General features: G+C 30.5%; 11 protein-coding genes and 1 pseudogene. 7 read left to right on the forward strand and 5 right to left on the reverse strand.

Annotated features, from left to right (window positions below):
- Positions 1-10 precede the first annotated feature (10 nt).
- Positions 11-1438, reverse strand: a complete 1428-nt coding sequence (locus M1D73_RS28660; protein WP_349917494.1) for an S-layer homology domain-containing protein — start codon at positions 1436-1438, stop codon at positions 11-13.
- 639 nt (positions 1439-2077) lie between these two features.
- Between M1D73_RS28660 and M1D73_RS28665 the strand changes: the two genes are divergently transcribed.
- Complete coding sequence (locus tag M1D73_RS28665; protein WP_100655271.1) at positions 2078-3826, forward strand: S-layer homology domain-containing protein; 1749 nt, start codon at positions 2078-2080, stop codon at positions 3824-3826.
- Positions 3827-4114: 288 nt separating this feature from the next.
- Here M1D73_RS28665 and M1D73_RS28670 read toward each other — a convergent pair whose 3' ends face one another.
- Positions 4115-4282 (reverse strand): exosporium leader peptide-containing protein, encoded by a 168-nt coding sequence (locus M1D73_RS28670; RefSeq protein WP_171053860.1) that lies wholly within the window; start codon positions 4280-4282, stop codon positions 4115-4117.
- Positions 4283-4517: 235 nt separating this feature from the next.
- Here M1D73_RS28670 and M1D73_RS28675 point away from each other — a divergent pair.
- Positions 4518-4850: pseudogene (locus M1D73_RS28675) on the forward strand (phosphatidylinositol-specific phospholipase C); the annotation flags it as partial.
- A gap of 194 nt (positions 4851-5044) precedes the next feature.
- Here M1D73_RS28675 and M1D73_RS28680 read toward each other — a convergent pair.
- Complete coding sequence (locus M1D73_RS28680; protein ID WP_121868748.1) at positions 5045-6421, reverse strand: lytic polysaccharide monooxygenase; 1377 nt, start codon at positions 6419-6421, stop codon at positions 5045-5047.
- A gap of 1478 nt (positions 6422-7899) precedes the next feature.
- On the opposite strand from M1D73_RS28680, the gene M1D73_RS28685 reads away from it, so the two are divergent.
- The 5 genes from M1D73_RS28685 (at position 7900) to M1D73_RS28705 (ending at position 14563) form a co-directional block, all read left to right on the forward strand.
- On the forward strand, positions 7900-8943 hold the full coding sequence (locus M1D73_RS28685) for a Fic family protein (RefSeq protein WP_086401804.1): 1044 nt from the start codon (positions 7900-7902) through the stop codon (positions 8941-8943).
- An 855-nt stretch (positions 8944-9798) separates the two neighbouring features.
- Positions 9799-11292: a spore germination protein gene (locus tag M1D73_RS28690; protein WP_098212717.1), complete on the forward strand. Its 1494-nt coding sequence runs from the start codon at positions 9799-9801 to the stop codon at positions 11290-11292.
- A gap of 1 nt (position 11293) precedes the next feature.
- The gene (locus tag M1D73_RS28695; protein WP_098212716.1) at positions 11294-12397 is read left to right on the forward strand and encodes a GerAB/ArcD/ProY family transporter; all 1104 of its coding nucleotides are present in this window, start codon (positions 11294-11296) and stop codon (positions 12395-12397) included.
- The gene (locus M1D73_RS28700) at positions 12394-13521 is read left to right on the forward strand and encodes a Ger(x)C family spore germination protein (protein WP_098212715.1); all 1128 of its coding nucleotides are present in this window, start codon (positions 12394-12396) and stop codon (positions 13519-13521) included. The genes M1D73_RS28695 and M1D73_RS28700 overlap by 4 nt, the downstream gene beginning before the upstream one ends.
- A gap of 667 nt (positions 13522-14188) precedes the next feature.
- Positions 14189-14563: a hypothetical protein gene (locus M1D73_RS28705; RefSeq protein ID WP_086401800.1), complete on the forward strand. Its 375-nt coding sequence runs from the start codon at positions 14189-14191 to the stop codon at positions 14561-14563.
- Between the two features lie 483 nt (positions 14564-15046).
- Here M1D73_RS28705 and M1D73_RS28710 read toward each other — a convergent pair whose 3' ends face one another.
- Both M1D73_RS28710 and M1D73_RS28715 read right to left on the reverse strand, forming a co-directional pair.
- On the reverse strand, positions 15047-15310 hold the full coding sequence (locus M1D73_RS28710; protein ID WP_238599711.1) for a hypothetical protein: 264 nt from the start codon (positions 15308-15310) through the stop codon (positions 15047-15049).
- Between the two features lie 1020 nt (positions 15311-16330).
- Positions 16331-16879 (reverse strand): fascin domain-containing protein, encoded by a 549-nt coding sequence (locus tag M1D73_RS28715; RefSeq protein WP_086401798.1) that lies wholly within the window; start codon positions 16877-16879, stop codon positions 16331-16333.
- Positions 16880-17150 lie beyond the last annotated feature (271 nt).

The raw sequence follows: 17150 nt of genomic DNA on the forward strand, positions 1-17150 counted from the left end.
ACCTTTCTAATTACATACTTAATTTACTTTTTAATATCCAGTATTTTCCTACGTTATTTTCAAAAGAGAATTCTACCCATCCATTTGGATCTTCACGATAAATAAAGATGTTTGTTCCATGAATTACTGTACCAACTCTATTTTCCTCGACTGCTACATCTGATTTGCTTTTAATTTTTAAGTTAAATGGATAAGGTACATGGTAATAAGCAGCTGTTGATACAACATTTGCTGTTGTCCCATCTTCATACATGTTATATGGAATGTTATTAGATAACGCTTCAACATCTAATGTTTCAGGATTCTTTGGTAATTTTTTTGCAGAGGTATAGTCTTCCGCACGGAAAGGTTTAATACGTTCCATAATATTTGCAATTTTTCCAGCCCACCCTTTGTCTGATGCATATTTTACGTTCATACCAGCTAATGTTGGTCCATTATAATGCATGCCATCTTCTTCTAAATATCTTTCTCGTACATAATTGGCATTATAAGCTATACTGTCGCCGTAGGTTGGTAAATATTTGGCATATTTAAACGGATCCTTATCATACGCACGCAACCCAAATAAATTGTGTTTTCGATATGCAATTTCTGATTTTCCATATCCAGACTCTAAAATTGCATGTGCCGCTAAATACTGTGCATTCACACCATATTTATTTTGCGCATCAATAAAATCTTGTCCATGTCCCATTAATGGACTATCCGAATGGTATTGTGCAATAAAACTATCAATCTCTTGGGCAGTAATATTAGAAGCCACTGTTAAGTTTAAATCTTCATATGATGTAGCAGTAATGATTTCTTTGTCTTTTAAACCATTATTTTGATTTTGTTGCAACATATCCGTTTTAGCAGTAAGTTGAGCGGCCTCAGCGCGTGTTATAGACCTATTTGGTTGCCAGCCGTTATCAGTGCCATTAGAAATTTTTAAATCAATTAAAATATTGGCATACTTTTCTCCCCAATGCCCTTTTAGATCCTCAAATTTACTTTGGTCATTTTCATGTGCTGTACTTTGTAATTTATAAGCATTTACTAGCATCGTTGCCATGGCAGCGCGAGTTACTTTACCAGTTGGATTGAAGATACCATTCCCTTCTCCTTTAATAATGCCAGCTTTTTCAGCTGCAGCAATATATGGAGTAGCCCAATGGTTTTGTGAATCTTTAAAGGATGGTTTTGCATCGAAGTCAATTTCTATCCCTAAAGCTTTTGTCATAATTTTTGTGGCCGAAGCTCTGTCTAATGAATCATGAGAACCAAAAGTGCCATCTGGATAACCATTCAATACCTGTTTATTAACTAAATAATTAACGGATTTGTCCGCCCATGCTGGAACATCTGGGAACTTATGAGTATTCGCAAATGTATTAGATGAGTAGGATAGTAGACTTCCTACAATAATTCCTGTAGTAATTAACTTGGATTTCATAAAATATTCTCCTTCTAAATCTTAATTTCTATCCATTTTCATGCATTTAATTTACCTTATTCCTTTATTAAGAAGTAATAATAAAAAATTGCAATAAATGTGGGTGAGATTATTGAATAATTAACTATATTGTTAATGGATAATATATATAAGGAGTTGCATAAAAAAAGGTTCTTTACCCAGCAAAGTATATAGAGAAAAGGTATTCTATCAATATGTATCTTTTAAAATTTTTTAAGCATAACATACATTTGGTTCAGTTACCTGTATATAGATGTCAATTAACAAATATAAGTTTATATTTAACTTTTTTAATTAAATTCAAGTTAATTTTGTATACTTATTAAACTAGTATACAAAATTGAAAATCAATCTCAATTAATCTCGATTAATTATAGTTAAGTATAGATTAATACGTCAATACTTTATTAATTTTTATTAAATAAAATTAATTTATATTGTTTTTAAAAGTAAACATTAAACATTTTTGTTAAAGTTATTCATTGACACTCGTGTACATAAGTAACTATAATCGTTACACCGAATTGAATAGATGTCAGCATCATTACAAACATATAAATATAAAAATAAAAAATCTCAATTTGGTAATACAATAGATTGGTAGAGGTGTATATTTTTATGAAACGCAAATTAATCACAACAGGTATCCTTGCAGGAGCTATATTATCTTATTCTTCTAATATTTTAGCGGATACTCACAAATTTTCTGATGTTCCAAAGTGGGCAGAGCAATCTGTCAATTACTTAGTGGATAAACAAGTCTTAATTGGTTATCCAGATGGCACTTTTGGCTCAAACGTTACGTTAGATCGAGCTTCCGCTGCAACAATTATAACAAAAGCTTTAGGAATAGAAATTGATCCCAAAGCCAAACCTTCTTTTACAGACTCTCAAGACCACTGGGGCGCTCCGTATATTGCTGCAGCTGAAAAAGCTGGCATTATTAAAGGAGAAGGGAATGGCATCTTCAATCCAACTGGTAAAGTAACTCGCGCTGCCATGGCAACGATGCTAGTAAATGCTTATAAATTACAAAGTACAGCACATGATAATGGCCAAAGTAAATTTGAGGATCTAAAAGGGCATTGGGGAGAAAAGTATGCCAATATTTTAATTGATTTAAAAATTTCTAATGGCACTGATAACGGCTGGCAACCAAATAGATTCATAACACGAGCTGAAGCTGCTCAACTTACTGCTAAAACAGATATGTTTTCTAAAGAAATAAAAGATAAATTGAGAGAAAAAGTCAACAGTAAGGATATGGATATCAATAGTAAAGAAGGTGAGTCAATTTCAATAGAAAATCGCTCTTTAACTACTGAGACAGCTGTTTCAACACAAAATAAAAAAGAACAAATTCTACTAAATCAACACAAAAAACATTCTGGTAAAGTAACTGCTAAAACAGAAAAGTCTTTAATTATTTCTGATGGAAATACAAGTTTAGATGCTATAGTTTCTTCCCCTGAAATCCTTAAAGATATTCAAATTGGAGATACCGTTTCTATTTATGCACCTATTTTTATAGATGGTCTTGTATTTGGTCAGCCCGATACAGCTAACTATGCAATTGTTCAAAAAGAAAATGAAGAAAACGTGCTAAAAAAACAATATAAAATGCACACTGGAAATGTAATCAATAAATCAAGTGACGCTATTGAAATTTCTAGTGAGGATTCGACTGTTAGTGCTATCGTTTCCCCTGAAATCTTACAGGATATAAATATTGGAGATACCGTTTCTATTTATGGGGCATATTTTATGAATAATATGGCAACTGGTGAATTATCCGCTAAAGCTCCTATCATCGAAAAGTTGGCAAGTAAGACAGTTACTCCTAATACAGGCATGAATAAATCGAAGTCGATATCAGAAGTCGATAAAAAAGAAAAAGCTTTACTAAATCAACACAAAAAACGTTCTGGTAAAGTAACTGCTAAAACAGAAAAGTCCTTAATTATTTCTGATGGAAATACAAGTTTAGATGCTATAGTTTCTTCCCCTGAAATCCTTAAAGATATTCAAATTGGAGATACCGTTACTATTTATGCACCTATTTTTATAGATGGTCTTGTATTTGGCCAGCCCGATACAGCTAACTATGCAATTGTTCAAAAAGAAAATGAAGAAAACGTGCTAAAAAAACAATATAAAATGCACACTGGAAATGTAATCAATAGATCAAGTGACGCTATTGAAATTTCTAGTGAGGATTCGACTATTAGTGCTATCGTTTCCCCTGAAATCTTACAGGATATAAATATTGGAGATACCGTTACTATTTATGGAGCATATTTTATGAATAATATGGCAACTGGTGAATTATCCGCTAAAGCCCCAATCGTCGAAAAGGTGGAAAAATAAGCAATAGGTTTCAAATGGGAAAATCCCCATACCAATAAGTATATAGATGCTATTGAACTAACATCTATGACTGTGTTATTTATTAAAAATCGATATAAATTTGCTTTTTCTAAAGCTAAAACAAGAAGCTTCTTGTCTTTTGTATAAGTGAAATACTTTCGTGGGTATTTTATTATAAGCTAAGTAGTTTAGAGTTTAATGTCCTGTTAATGAAACATGAAAGTACTTACAAAATTTATGGTAATGGCTATTTATCAGCGTTTGTTCATGTGATTTTAGTTTAAACTTTCACTTTGACGTATTTGTTATAACATTTGTTATTTGTATTGTCCCAACAGGTCCCATTCCCGTCATTCCCGTTGGGAAGGTAATCCCGGGTAGTGGTGAGAAAGTTGCTCCTATAAATCTAAGATCTATAAAACATTTGGGATTAGACGATTTTCCGAACCGATTCAAATCAACACCTCCTTTCTTTCAAGATTCATTAAATATAAAATGAATTAATTGGTTAAAATAATAAAAAACACTTTTTTATTTTCATATGAAAACTCTGATTAAATCATTCATACTCTTAAAAAGCCACACATATTATCAAGTACTCTTTTAGAGTAAAAGTCTTGAGCTAATTAAATTTGTCAGCTTTTCATACATTGAACAAATAAGGTATGGCCAATTTATAATCAATTATACTTCGAATGAAAAAGAGATATTAATTTCGCAAATTCCATTCGAATCTAGTCCTTTATCTGGACAAAAAATCGTTCTAATCAAAACTATAATTGATAATTTACCTGTAGGGACTAAAGAATTAAAATGGGTTATTGAGCCTTCAGAGAAAGATCATCCTTCTACTATCTCTTTCAATGTAATGATTGATGTTTCCTTAGGTACCGATTCTATTCGTTGGAAAAATATTTCACATGGATCTAGGACTGAGGCTTACACAAATACTAAATATTATATCGCAAGTCCAATTGGTACCACTAGCAAATTCACTGTAAAAATATACGCTATTACAAATTAGAAAATAAAAGAATCCCATTGGACTTCCTTTTTGATGGAATACCATTGGGATTCTTTTCTGCTTTCATTTTGTAAACATTAGGACGGTGATTAAATTTATTAGTATATCATTTAAACCATTAAGGGATTTATATTTGGAACGAACCTTTACTTTCAAAGAAAAATCCAAAAATGTTAACTACATTTTCCCACTTATCATTTATTCAAAACTGGCTTCCAAAGCGATAGGGAAAAAATCCAATTTGTGTCACCATTGCCTTGATAATCTTGAACTGCTTCATACACTTTTCCCTCATGTACTACTCTATCACCTTTTGTATATGCTTTTCTTGCATCCCATTTTTCATATGTTGAATTCTCTGAATTTGTTATTACATTTAATACATCACTTCTACTAGATTCATTTCCAGCTAAATCCACCGCCGTCACTACATATTTATACGATGTATTAGCCTTTAATTCTTTATCCATAAAGGATGTATTATCCGTTGTACCAATTTTATTCATAACTCCAAAGCTTTCTCTATATACAATATAATGGTCTACGCCTACATTATCTTCAGACGGACTCCACATCAAGTCAACAGTTGTTGCTGTTGTACTCATACTATGTAATCCTTTCGGTTGAGTCGGAGCTTCTATATCTGGGATTTCATTTGTTGTCTTAACCTTTATTTCTTCACTTTCTTTTGATATGTTTCCAGCAGAGTCTAACGCCTTTATTGTATAGGTATATTCCGTATTTGCTTTTAGTTTTTTATCAATAAATGTTGTACCTGGTACCGTATCAATTACTTCCCCATTGCGTAACACTTGATATTCCTTTACACCTATATTATCCGTAGAAGCCTTCCATGTTAGTGCAACACTATTGGCAGTAACCTTAGACGCATTTAATTCAGTTGGTTGACTTGGAGCTACTGTATCGGGAGTTTCATTATTTACTAGATTTACATCAATTACATTATAAAACGCATTTGACGTATCTGATACATCCCATACAGCTAAAATAACATGATAACCATTGCGATCAGTTGGTACATTAATTGTATGTGTTATATTATTTGATGCGGCAGAACCATCATGTTTCACAGTTCCAATTGGTTCTAATTCAGCACGTGTTAATGGTTTATTAGGATCCCATCCCTTTTTTGTAATGTAATAATGCCATTTACTTGTAGGATGTGCAGCTGTATATTTCCATGTAAAGGTATTTGCTCCACCCTTAATCGTGTTTTTGAACCAGCGATTTGATGTTTGTTGGTCAAGAATTCCTCCAAACAGTCCTCCTGCCGAAGCGATTTTTCCATCAATCGGTCCCCCATCTGGGAATCCTTTAGGTGCTTCTAGGCTTTGAGGTTCGTACATTATATTTCCACAATTTAAATTCAATGCTCCATAATTCTGACTACATAAACCAGCACGGCTACTTGGCTTTTCAACAAATCCATGTGCATAAGCACTTTGAGGAATCATAGTAATAGCCGTTACCCCTGCAGCTAAAACACAAGCACCAATTCCTTTTTTACTTTTTCTTAATCTTTCAAATTTAGATGTAAGTTTCAAATTCATTCTTGTCCCCTCAATATATTATTGTTATTGTTATCGCTAATATAATAGCAATATAAAGATAAACCAACAAATTACTAATAAATATACTAATACCTCTCATACATTGGTACGTTTATTATTATTTTTAATCTCATATAAAAATAAAATAAATACAATAAGTCTATTTGGTAACATTATGTATTAATAGAGGAATGAAAACTTCACTTAATTTCACAAAAAATTCAAATATTAATTTAAAGAATTATATTTAACCTTATGTAAAAAATATACTTTTAAAGTAAAAAAGTCAGGAAGGAACTGACAATATCAGTTTCTTCCTGACTTCACATTCCTATTATATAACTTGCAAATAAGTCATTTCTAAAGCTAAATTCACACATATTTTCTAAACCTTAAAAAACACAATAAATACTCTACTTATATTCACATTGTTAATGCACACAAATCCTTTAATCTTAGACATTTACTCCTATAACCACATAACTACTTTAATTTATATATTGATTTGCTTAAGGATGTTCAAACTCATATATTAAAATTATCAGGCAGAATGAACTACCCACCACTTGGCAAAACATAAAGTGGGAGCTTCTCAGTTACACAACGAAATTAACCTTTCGTTTTCCTGATCGTTTGTCCAACTTAACTTTATAGTCCTTTTTAATAGTCATCTCCTACCCTGTTAATCCTTATTTTAAACAAATCATCAAGAGATTGATTATGTAAGATAAGAAAGAGAATTAAAAACCCAATTTCTCCCATAACATTCTAACAATTTATTGTATTATTTTTACCTAATAAGGTACAGAAGCAAAGGAAAAAACTTCAGTATGCTTGAGGCTTAATACTAACGTTTTTAGAGTGAAACGTTTAAAGGGTACATTACTGAATTTTTATTAAATGTTCCTGTACCTAATATTTAAATTAACTTATGTCAAACTATTTTACAATACAAGTGTTTAACGTTACATATTTCTATATTTAATGGTACATTTCATCAACATACCTCCCCTAATCTTTATGCTAAATATAGAAAATTAAGCTCATTAGGATTTATTTTTGGAATTCTCATCATACCAAATGAATAGATTAGGCACATAACTGTCACAAATTAATAGTTTATTTTTTTCATCCATGAAAACTTTATTACCACTTCAATATTTACTTTTAAACTAAAACACATCTATAGCTACTTAATAATCCTATAAATACTCTTTCAAAAGTGTCGATAGTTTTATATTTTATATTTTTTTATTGTACATTTGTACATTTGATGTTAGGATTATGCCTATTAAAATTGAATCCTAACGATTCTTCTTTATAATTCCTATATTTTTATTAACAAATAAAAATATAGATTCTAAAACATGATCAAAATTAGAACAAAATTGTCGTTATTTTATAATGAGGTCATGAAATACCTTTAGAATGGAATGATATATGCAACAACGTGTTAAGGGGTTACAGGGGGAACAAAAATGAGAGATTTTTTTGATGATAAGTATAAAAATATTGAATTAAAAAGGAGGTTACTCAATTTAATAAGTGAAATTAGCGAATTCAAAGGAAAATTAGCTGCTTATCAGGAACAAAATCCTGACATATTTAATAGTTTAGAAAAAACTATACCACTACATTACATAAAAAATTTCACTACTATTTTTGAGGATATAAAAGTTCCTAATAAAAGATTAAAAGAACTTATTTTAGATGATATAGTACCACAAAACATTTCAGAAGATGCTATTTTTTGTTATTATCAAACACTTTCTTTTGTACATAAAAACTCCTGTACTTTATCAATTAATCCAGCAACTATACAGGAATTACATTTTCAACTAATACATTACCTTACCTCTGACAGTGCCAAATGGCGTGAAAAACCTTTTATTATTCCAGGTATTCCTGAGCATGGAATGCACTTGAATAGTTACCGCATTCTTCCGTATGAACTCATTCCACAGTTTATGGAGCAATTATGTGATCAATACAACTCATTAAATACTAGTAAGGAGCTACATTCACTTTTATTAATAGCTCGTTTTATATTAAATTTTTATTGCATAGTCCCTTTCAATCAAGGTAATGGTAGGCTAGCATTTATGTTAATGCAGTTGCTGCTAATTAAGAGTGGACATACATTTGTAAAATATGTATGTTTGGATAAGTATATTAAGAAAAACGAATCTGAATATTACAATTCAATTTATAAATCTTCGGTAAATTGGTACTGCGAGGAACACAATAGTAGCTTTTGGTTAAAAACGTTTTTAACTATTATTTTAGAGGCTTACAAAGATCTGCATAACACTGTTCTTGATTCTATATGTAAACATACTAAAGTCGAGAGAATTCAGGATTTTATACTTAAACAAAAACAACCCTTTACTAAGGAAAGTATTCGTAACAGATATCCAGACATTGCAGAGAGTACAATTAGTAAGGCTTTAAACTCCTTGCAATTATTTGGCCATATTAAGCTAGTTACAAAAGGAAGAAACGCAAAGTGGACTAAAGTTTGACCTTACTTTTAAAACTTTTACGGTTCAAAAATTCAATTATAACGTTATCAATAGTTTTTATGACTTTGAGCTCAAAGTCATGGAATTTCATTTTAATGTTAGGCTATTATTATTACTTTAGTTATATCTAATTATTACAAAACATCTTATAGGAAAAGGTACGCTTCCCTCCACCTTTTCCTATAAAAATATGAGATATCAACGTAGAAATTTTGTCGAAAAAAGTCGCATTTTAATGTTTTTTCTTTATTTCCTGGTTGTAAACGTTTCAATTTCATGTTACCATCTTAATCAAACAATAGATGGTAATAAAAATGCAAGTATTTCTTTCCCTTAGAAACATATAAACGTACGGTAATCTCAAGAAAATAAGGTCAAAGCAATATTTGATACCTACCAAAATAACTAATAGGAATTTTGCGCGTATATTTTTCTGTTAATTCAGAAAAAACATTTTGTCCCTAAACAAAATTTATTAGCGCAAACTTTAATTACACTAGAACACCCAAATAAATGTAATATCTTTTTAATTGAACATTAAGATATAAAAAAAGAATTATTCCTACAAAATTCAGCTGATGAACTTAAAGACTTCTAAATTACTACCTTAAACGCCATCTATTGTTGACAATCTATTTACCAACTATGAAAAAGAGCCTATCAAGGGTTCTTTTTTGTTATAATCATTCAAATTTCAATTCTATCTTGATACTTAGATTCCCCCACAAATCACCTCTACTTTTTTGCTCTCAATTATTAATTTTCGTTCCCAATTTGTTTAAATTTGTGAATAAAATTCCATCTTATAAAAATAATAAATACAACTAATCGTTATATATTAAAGAGGTGTCAATTTTGTCTTTAAATGAAAAGATCTTAGAAACTAAAACAGATAAAAACATTGAAAAGATCCAAACAAGTAACTTAAAAGAACTTAAAATTACATTAGATAACATCTTTGATATTAGTGCAGATTTAATTGAACACCCTTTGCAATTAAAAACAAATACGAATATTCTACTATATTACTTTGAAGGCCTTACTGATGGTGTTGCTTTAAAGGGCAATGTTGTTACACCATTATTACAAGAAGTAAATGAAGACAGTCAAATATTTAATTCTAATATTATCGCTACCCATACCAAAATAGTATATACATGGAATGAAATTAAAGAAGGATTACTTGAAGGTCAATGTGTACTATTTATGGAAGGTGAAAATCGTTCACTTCTAATAAATACAAAAGGCTGGGCAGAGAGAGCAATTCAAGAACCAATTTCAGAAGTTACTATTAAAGGATCGCATGATGGATTTATTGAGAATGCCACAAAAAATATAGGCTTAATACGTCGATATCTTCCTTCTGCAGAGTTAAAAATCAAAAAGCTGACGATTGGAGAACGAGCAACTTCCGTTGTTTATTTAATTTATTTAGGTGACGTTGCGAATGCAGATGTAGTTCAAGAAATAGAAAACCGAATCTGTAGAATTAAAACAGATGCGGTATTAGGCATTGGTGAACTATCTAATTTTACAAAGGATCAAAATTGGTCTCCTTTTCCACAGGCTTATTTAAGCGAACGCCCAGATGCTATTTCAAATCATATACTGGATGGAAAAGTAGCGGTGTTAATGGATAGATCCCCTGGCGCAATGATTGTTCCAATGAATTTAATTGGATTTTTTCAAACCCCAGATGACTATAATATACATTGGATCATTGCATCGTTTTTTCGTTTATTACGATTTGCAGGATTTATTATAGCGATTTTTTTACCAGCATTTTATATAGCTATAGTCTCTTTTCACTTTGAAATCATTCCTATAGATTTATACACTTCTATTGCAACGTCAAGAGTCAAAGTCCCTTTCACTCCCTTATTGGAAGCTTTTATAATGGAAATCACACTAGAAATGCTACGTGAGGCTGGTATTCGGTTACCGCAACCTATTGGACAAACTATTGGAATTGTTGGAGGGATTGTAATCGGACAGGCGGCTGTTCAAGCTGGTCTTGTTAGTAACGTTATGGTTATTATCGTATCTATTACAGCCATTGCTTCATTTATTGTTTCTAATTATGATTTATCAAGCTCTATACGCCTTATTCGTTTTCCAATGATGTTATTGGCTTACTTTTATGGGATTGTAGGTATTGTTAGTGGATTAATGCTCTTATTTGCTCATTTTGTTTCACTAACTTCATATGGTTCACCATATGGATTGCCAATCGCGCCATTTCGTCTCCAAGAGTTAAAAGATTCTTTTGTAAGATTTCCTATTTCTATGCTTACCAGCCGCTCGAGTACAGGGCAGCCGAAACAAAGAAAGAAAAAAGAAGGTGGTTAACATGGGGAATCTTAAATTCAAAAATATAACTTTATTCGAATTTATTATTTTCATCCATTCGCTGCAACTTGCATCTGGTATGTTAATAATGCCAAGCCCACTTGCTACTACTGCTGGTACAGATGGCTGGATTTCAATCATTCTTGGATGGATGGTTACTTCTATAATCGGTGTATTTATTATATTAATGTTACAAAAAAATCCCAACAAAAATTTCACACAAATCTTAAAAACATACTTTGGTAAATGGCTAGGGACGATTCTTTTTCTTTTATATGCCTGTTATCTATTTTTTGCTGCCTTTAATACTTTATTAAAGGCAACTGATATTGTAAAAGTGTGGATATTCCCTTCCATTCCCACTTATCAAATCACCATATTATTATTATTGCCTTTTATTATTTTAGCCCTGAGTGGGTTAAGGGCTCTTACTAGTTATTCTATGCTTGTTTTCTTCTTCACTACTTGGACGCCATTACTTCTTCTTTTTTCATTAAAGAGTATGTATGCTCCTTTACACCTACTACCTATTTTTAAAGATGGTATATACCCTATTGTAAAAGCAACGAAAGAAACCATTACCCCTTATGCTGGTTTAGAAATTGCATATTTTATTTATCCGTTCTTACAAAAAAAACAACAAGCTATTAAGGGACTACTAATTGCGAATACTGGAACCATGTTTTTCTACCTATATGTGACTATTCTTTCTTATATATACTTTACTCCAGAGGGGATAAAAGACGTAATTTGGCCAGTATTTCATCTGTTAAAAGGGGTTCGTTTTTCCTTCATAGAACGATTAGAAATTATATATATTGCTTACTATTTAATTGTATTTTCCACTACAATATATCCATATTTATTTTTCAGTTTTGATTCTGTGACCATTTCACTTCAAAAAAACGCTCGCAATTGGGCGCTGTTTGGTTTTATGGTATTAATTGTCGGCTTATTTATTTTTCTAAATCCCAATGTGGATCAATATTTGTTTATATATTCTCTTATGGATATCTTAAATGTCGTTTTCTTTATTGTATTACCCATCTTATTTTTCGTTTACAGTATTCTTTTTACTTGGATTACTAGGAGGAAACAACTTTGATTCGAAAATGGATATGGATTGTAATTTGTTGTGTGTATATTATTGGTTGTGGTCAGAGAATTCCTCTTGAGAAGGTTTCATTAATCCTGTTAATTGGCTTGGATAGAACCCCTAATGGAGACATAAAAGTTGGAACAAGCATACCACTCTTTCATCATAAACAGTCAAAAAGTACTATAGAACATTGGACACAAGCATCAACTGTATATACTGGATTCAGTAAGATAGATACGAAGTTAACAGGCTTTATGACAGCTTCCAAAGCTGAAATCATTTTAATTGGGAAAAAATTAGCGCAAGAAGCAAATTGGTTGCAGGAGCTTGATTCTTCTTACCGTGATCCTTACGCTACCATTAATGCTAAAGTGGTACTTGTAGATGGACCTGCAGAAGAAATTTTTAAAATTCACAAGCCTAGTAAACCATCACTTTCATCTTATATAAATGGTGTAATTGAATCATCCATTCAAAATAACCAATCCGTCTCTTCTACAATTCAACAATTAATGAGAGAACAAAATGAAGAAGGAATGACGCAAATTATTCCAGTTATAAAAAAAACAAAGAATGAAATTGACACGATAGGAATTGCACTTTTAGATCGACAAGGAAAATTTTTAACTCGTATCCCTAAAAAAGATGTTAAGTTCTTCAATCTTATAAATAAGTCAAAAAATACAGGCCGGATGATACTACACCTTGCGCTTCCTCCTAAAAACTCCAACAAAAAAACAAACACTTCCATCTTCCTACAGAATGCGACAAGGAAGATAGATGTTAATTTTAAAAACGGGAAGTTTGTATTTAATCTCGATATAAACGCTAATGTAGCGTTAGTAGAAAAAACCAATGCGAATTTAATTAAGGAGCATTATGATAACAAAAAAAACATAAATAATTTAGAAAACGCTATTGAAAAAGAGATTAATAAGGAATTACAAAATATGTTGGATGAAATACAGCAGAATAAAATTGATCCAATCGGATTATCCCTATATGCTAGAGCTTTTCAATATAAAGAATGGAAAAAAGTAAAAGGAGATTGGTTACAAGCGTTAGCAGAGGCTAAAATAAATGTAAAGACACACGTCAAAATAAAAGATACTGGGACCATTAGAAATTAATCTAGCATTTAATAGCATTCCTCAAAGGAATCACATATTGTTTTAGTGATTCCTTTGAGAGAATAATGCTTTGCTTTAACGAAAAGACAGTATATGCAATTATTCATTTATTTGTTCTAGTTATGAAAATATCTATTCTTGTCAAAAATGCTCAGTTCAAAGAAAAAATTCCTGTCTTCTTCTAATTATCCTCTCCGAAAAGGAAACAAGGGAAAGTTTCGATAATTATGTTTTACTTTAACAATTTTATAACTATCCCCTTCTTGTAGCTACTCTACTAAAACTTCTGATTATATATTGAATCTCTGTTTTACTTTCTCCACTGGTGATTCATAAAAGCTCAAAAAGAGAATTCACTTTTCAAATCCAACCTATTGAATCAATTATTGTCTAATGATACCACACCATCTTTATCAACTCATTTTAGAATATTTGAACAATAATTTTATATACAAGCTCTGCATAAATTATTCATTTTCATTTATATAAGGCCTACATTTTTACTTCTGATAAATTATCAAATATTGAATTATTATACACAAACCTAAAAACACGAGGTATTTTGTAGAATTTTGTCTATCAATATGTATGTACACCCTTATGTAGTGGATATAGACTGTGAGGTGTAAGGAGGTACCTTACAAAATAATGAAAAGGAGATTATAAAATGATTAGATTAACAAAAGTCTCAAAGTTAGCATTTGCAACATTAATTGTGGGAAGTAGTTTAAGCGTTTTTATGTCGTCACACAGTGTACAGGCTGACATCTTAGATCATAATTACCAAGACACTCAAAAATTCATACCACCTTCTAGTGCTAGGCAAACATTGGAACAAAAAAACAATATTGTTCCAGAATCAAAAGTTATTAAAAACCATTATGTAAAATATTCTAAAGCACATTTCCAAACTAAAGAAAGTATACCAAAAGAGATTTATTATTCTTCAGAAGGCTTTAAGGGCTATATACAAGCAAGTACCATTTGGGATATGGGAGATCATTTCGCAACGCTATATTCCGGAACCGTTATTCGATGTTAGACTTTTAATCCCTTCTCTCCCAATGCTTATAATGATCAATAGCTCACTGCCAATAAGTAATATCTATTCTTCAAAAAATAAACCACAAAATCTTTTGATTTCATGGTTTATCAAATATAAAGATAATGCTAAATATATACTCTAACATTACCTTCCCCAAAGTTAATTATAGAGTATTTTCTCAAAAAAGACACTCTTGTAGTGTCTTTTTTATATTATTTTGATTTACTCCCATCTTACTTTTGTTAAACTCATATATGTAATAATACATATTTTTTAGATTGTATATTATGATATACTCTCATTGTGAGCTGATACATAATTTCTTTAGATTGGAAAACTAAAACCTCGTTTACCCAATTTTCGGGCGCCTTATGGCGCGTCTTTTTTTTGCTATTGAAGTAAAAAAAAGACCGTAATATCATTGTTAAAAAAATTGTATACTTTAACAAGAATTCCAACTACTAACCTTATTTTTTGCGGCTATTTATTTGTTTCAACATAATAATTTTTCATCTTGTATATGCAATAGACAATGATAGCTAAACTCCAACTGAAACCATAATAATCATGTGTGTAGAAGTCATAACCTGCCTTAATACCTTTTTCCATTATAACTAACGTAAATCCTAACGACACCCACTTGTTAATTTTCATCTTAATATAGGTTATCGCTATAATGATTAAAAATAAAATATTTGTAAGGTAGTTTATCATTAGCTCATATTTTTGAATGTATACTGCCATTATACAAGCAACGATATTACTCGCAATGCCCAAGATTACATATTTTTTCAGTTCAGATTATGTTAAAATTTTTTAAGTTGTTTATTTCATATTTGAATTATGGTTTCATATCTAATTCAGAAATATCTGAGCTGTACCTCAAAAGAAAAGACATTCAAAAAGTGTCTTTTCTTCTTTTAATTTAAAAAACATTTTTCTTTTTCAGGAAGATTCAACTATTCCACTAACCTAAACCTCTTATTTAAAGACAATTTGATCATGGTGCTCAAGATTTTCCATCTATATCAACATGTAAATTGTTCACTTCCAAATCATATTTCTATCAATATATTTGCTTTCTAAAAGATTTTCTGTCTTGTTCTTAATTTTGTCAAAATCCTCATATAGCTACAGAAAACATATATGCTATTATGTTTTTAAGAAATTATGTGTTCCCTTAACTCTTTATCCGGCACTGTATTTTTTACAGGGTCTTTGTTTATTTTATTTACTTTCGGCTTATAAGAGTTAATACACACTCCATTTCAATTAGAATAGTTTATATATTAGTGAGACTTTGAAATGATAAATCTATTAGCTTTTTTGACAATTGTAATCTAATACTAGATTTCTAGATGTATACTACACTAAACATCAGTTAACACTATATACATATTGTTAACTATCTTAATTGAATATTAGTAATAGTAAGTATAAAGATTATCAATTTACTATATCTTACATTTATGTAAAAGTAGATGTATGTTAAGCTTTTTCAAAATCTTTCCCCTAATAAAGATTTGAAGTAGCATTTCATGATTCTCCTTACTGTTAATATGCCTTGAAAAAGAACCCAATAGGGTTCTTTTTCTTCTCATTACATCCTCAGTAATTATTTATTTAACATACAAAAAGGACTGACAATTACTTGCAATCCTTTTTACACCTTAATATACACTTGTGTTAAGTACTTAACTCTTTATTTGGCATGCATATGAACTAAACCAGTCATTATTATTTATATATAAAACAATTCAAAATTTAGAAATACACAATAACAAATCTTTCCCAACTTCCAGCTACATAACTATTAGCAGTTAATTCTCTACCACCATTTGCTGATATAAATCTACCATTACTTAACGCTTGTAATACATATATCCTATTGTCTCCACCATTATATAAGATAAATTTTTCCCATGCTCCAATTGATGTACGATCTGCTACTACTCTACCATTTGGCTCAAACGAAACGTACTTTCCATTACTTTTTGCTTTTAAAGCAAACGTATATAATTCCCCAGTCGGAATTAATTCGAATTTCTCCCATTCATTAACTGCACTACGATTTGCTACCACATTTCCCGATGGCTCAGCAGACACATATTGTAAATTTGCAGCTTGTATAGCAACAGTCCAGCTTCCATTAAATAGATTCACACCTTTTAGTGAACTTACATTTGATTGGTTGGCTGCCAATGCATCATTTGATGGGGTTATCATCATTATCATTAAAACCATTGGCAACACCATTAAAACTAACTTTTTAAAGATATTATTACCATTTGCATGAGTTATGAACCTCTTCATTCCTATTCCTCCCTTTATATTTAGCACTAATATACATTATACCAAATATGTAAAATTATGTAATAGAAGAGATTCTTTATCAACAAATACCTTATTATTCTGTTTCTTTTTTCTCAAATATATAACATCTAAACATCACTCGGTTCTCAAACATATTTTTAAAATTAATTTCGCTTTATTTTAAATAAAAGCCAAATATCCCGTTCATAATCAACGACTAAGCATCTAACTAATAATTTGAATGTTTTTCATGTTAATCTATTGAATTTTC

It is taken from the genome of Bacillus sp. PK3-067 (assembly GCF_056738645.1).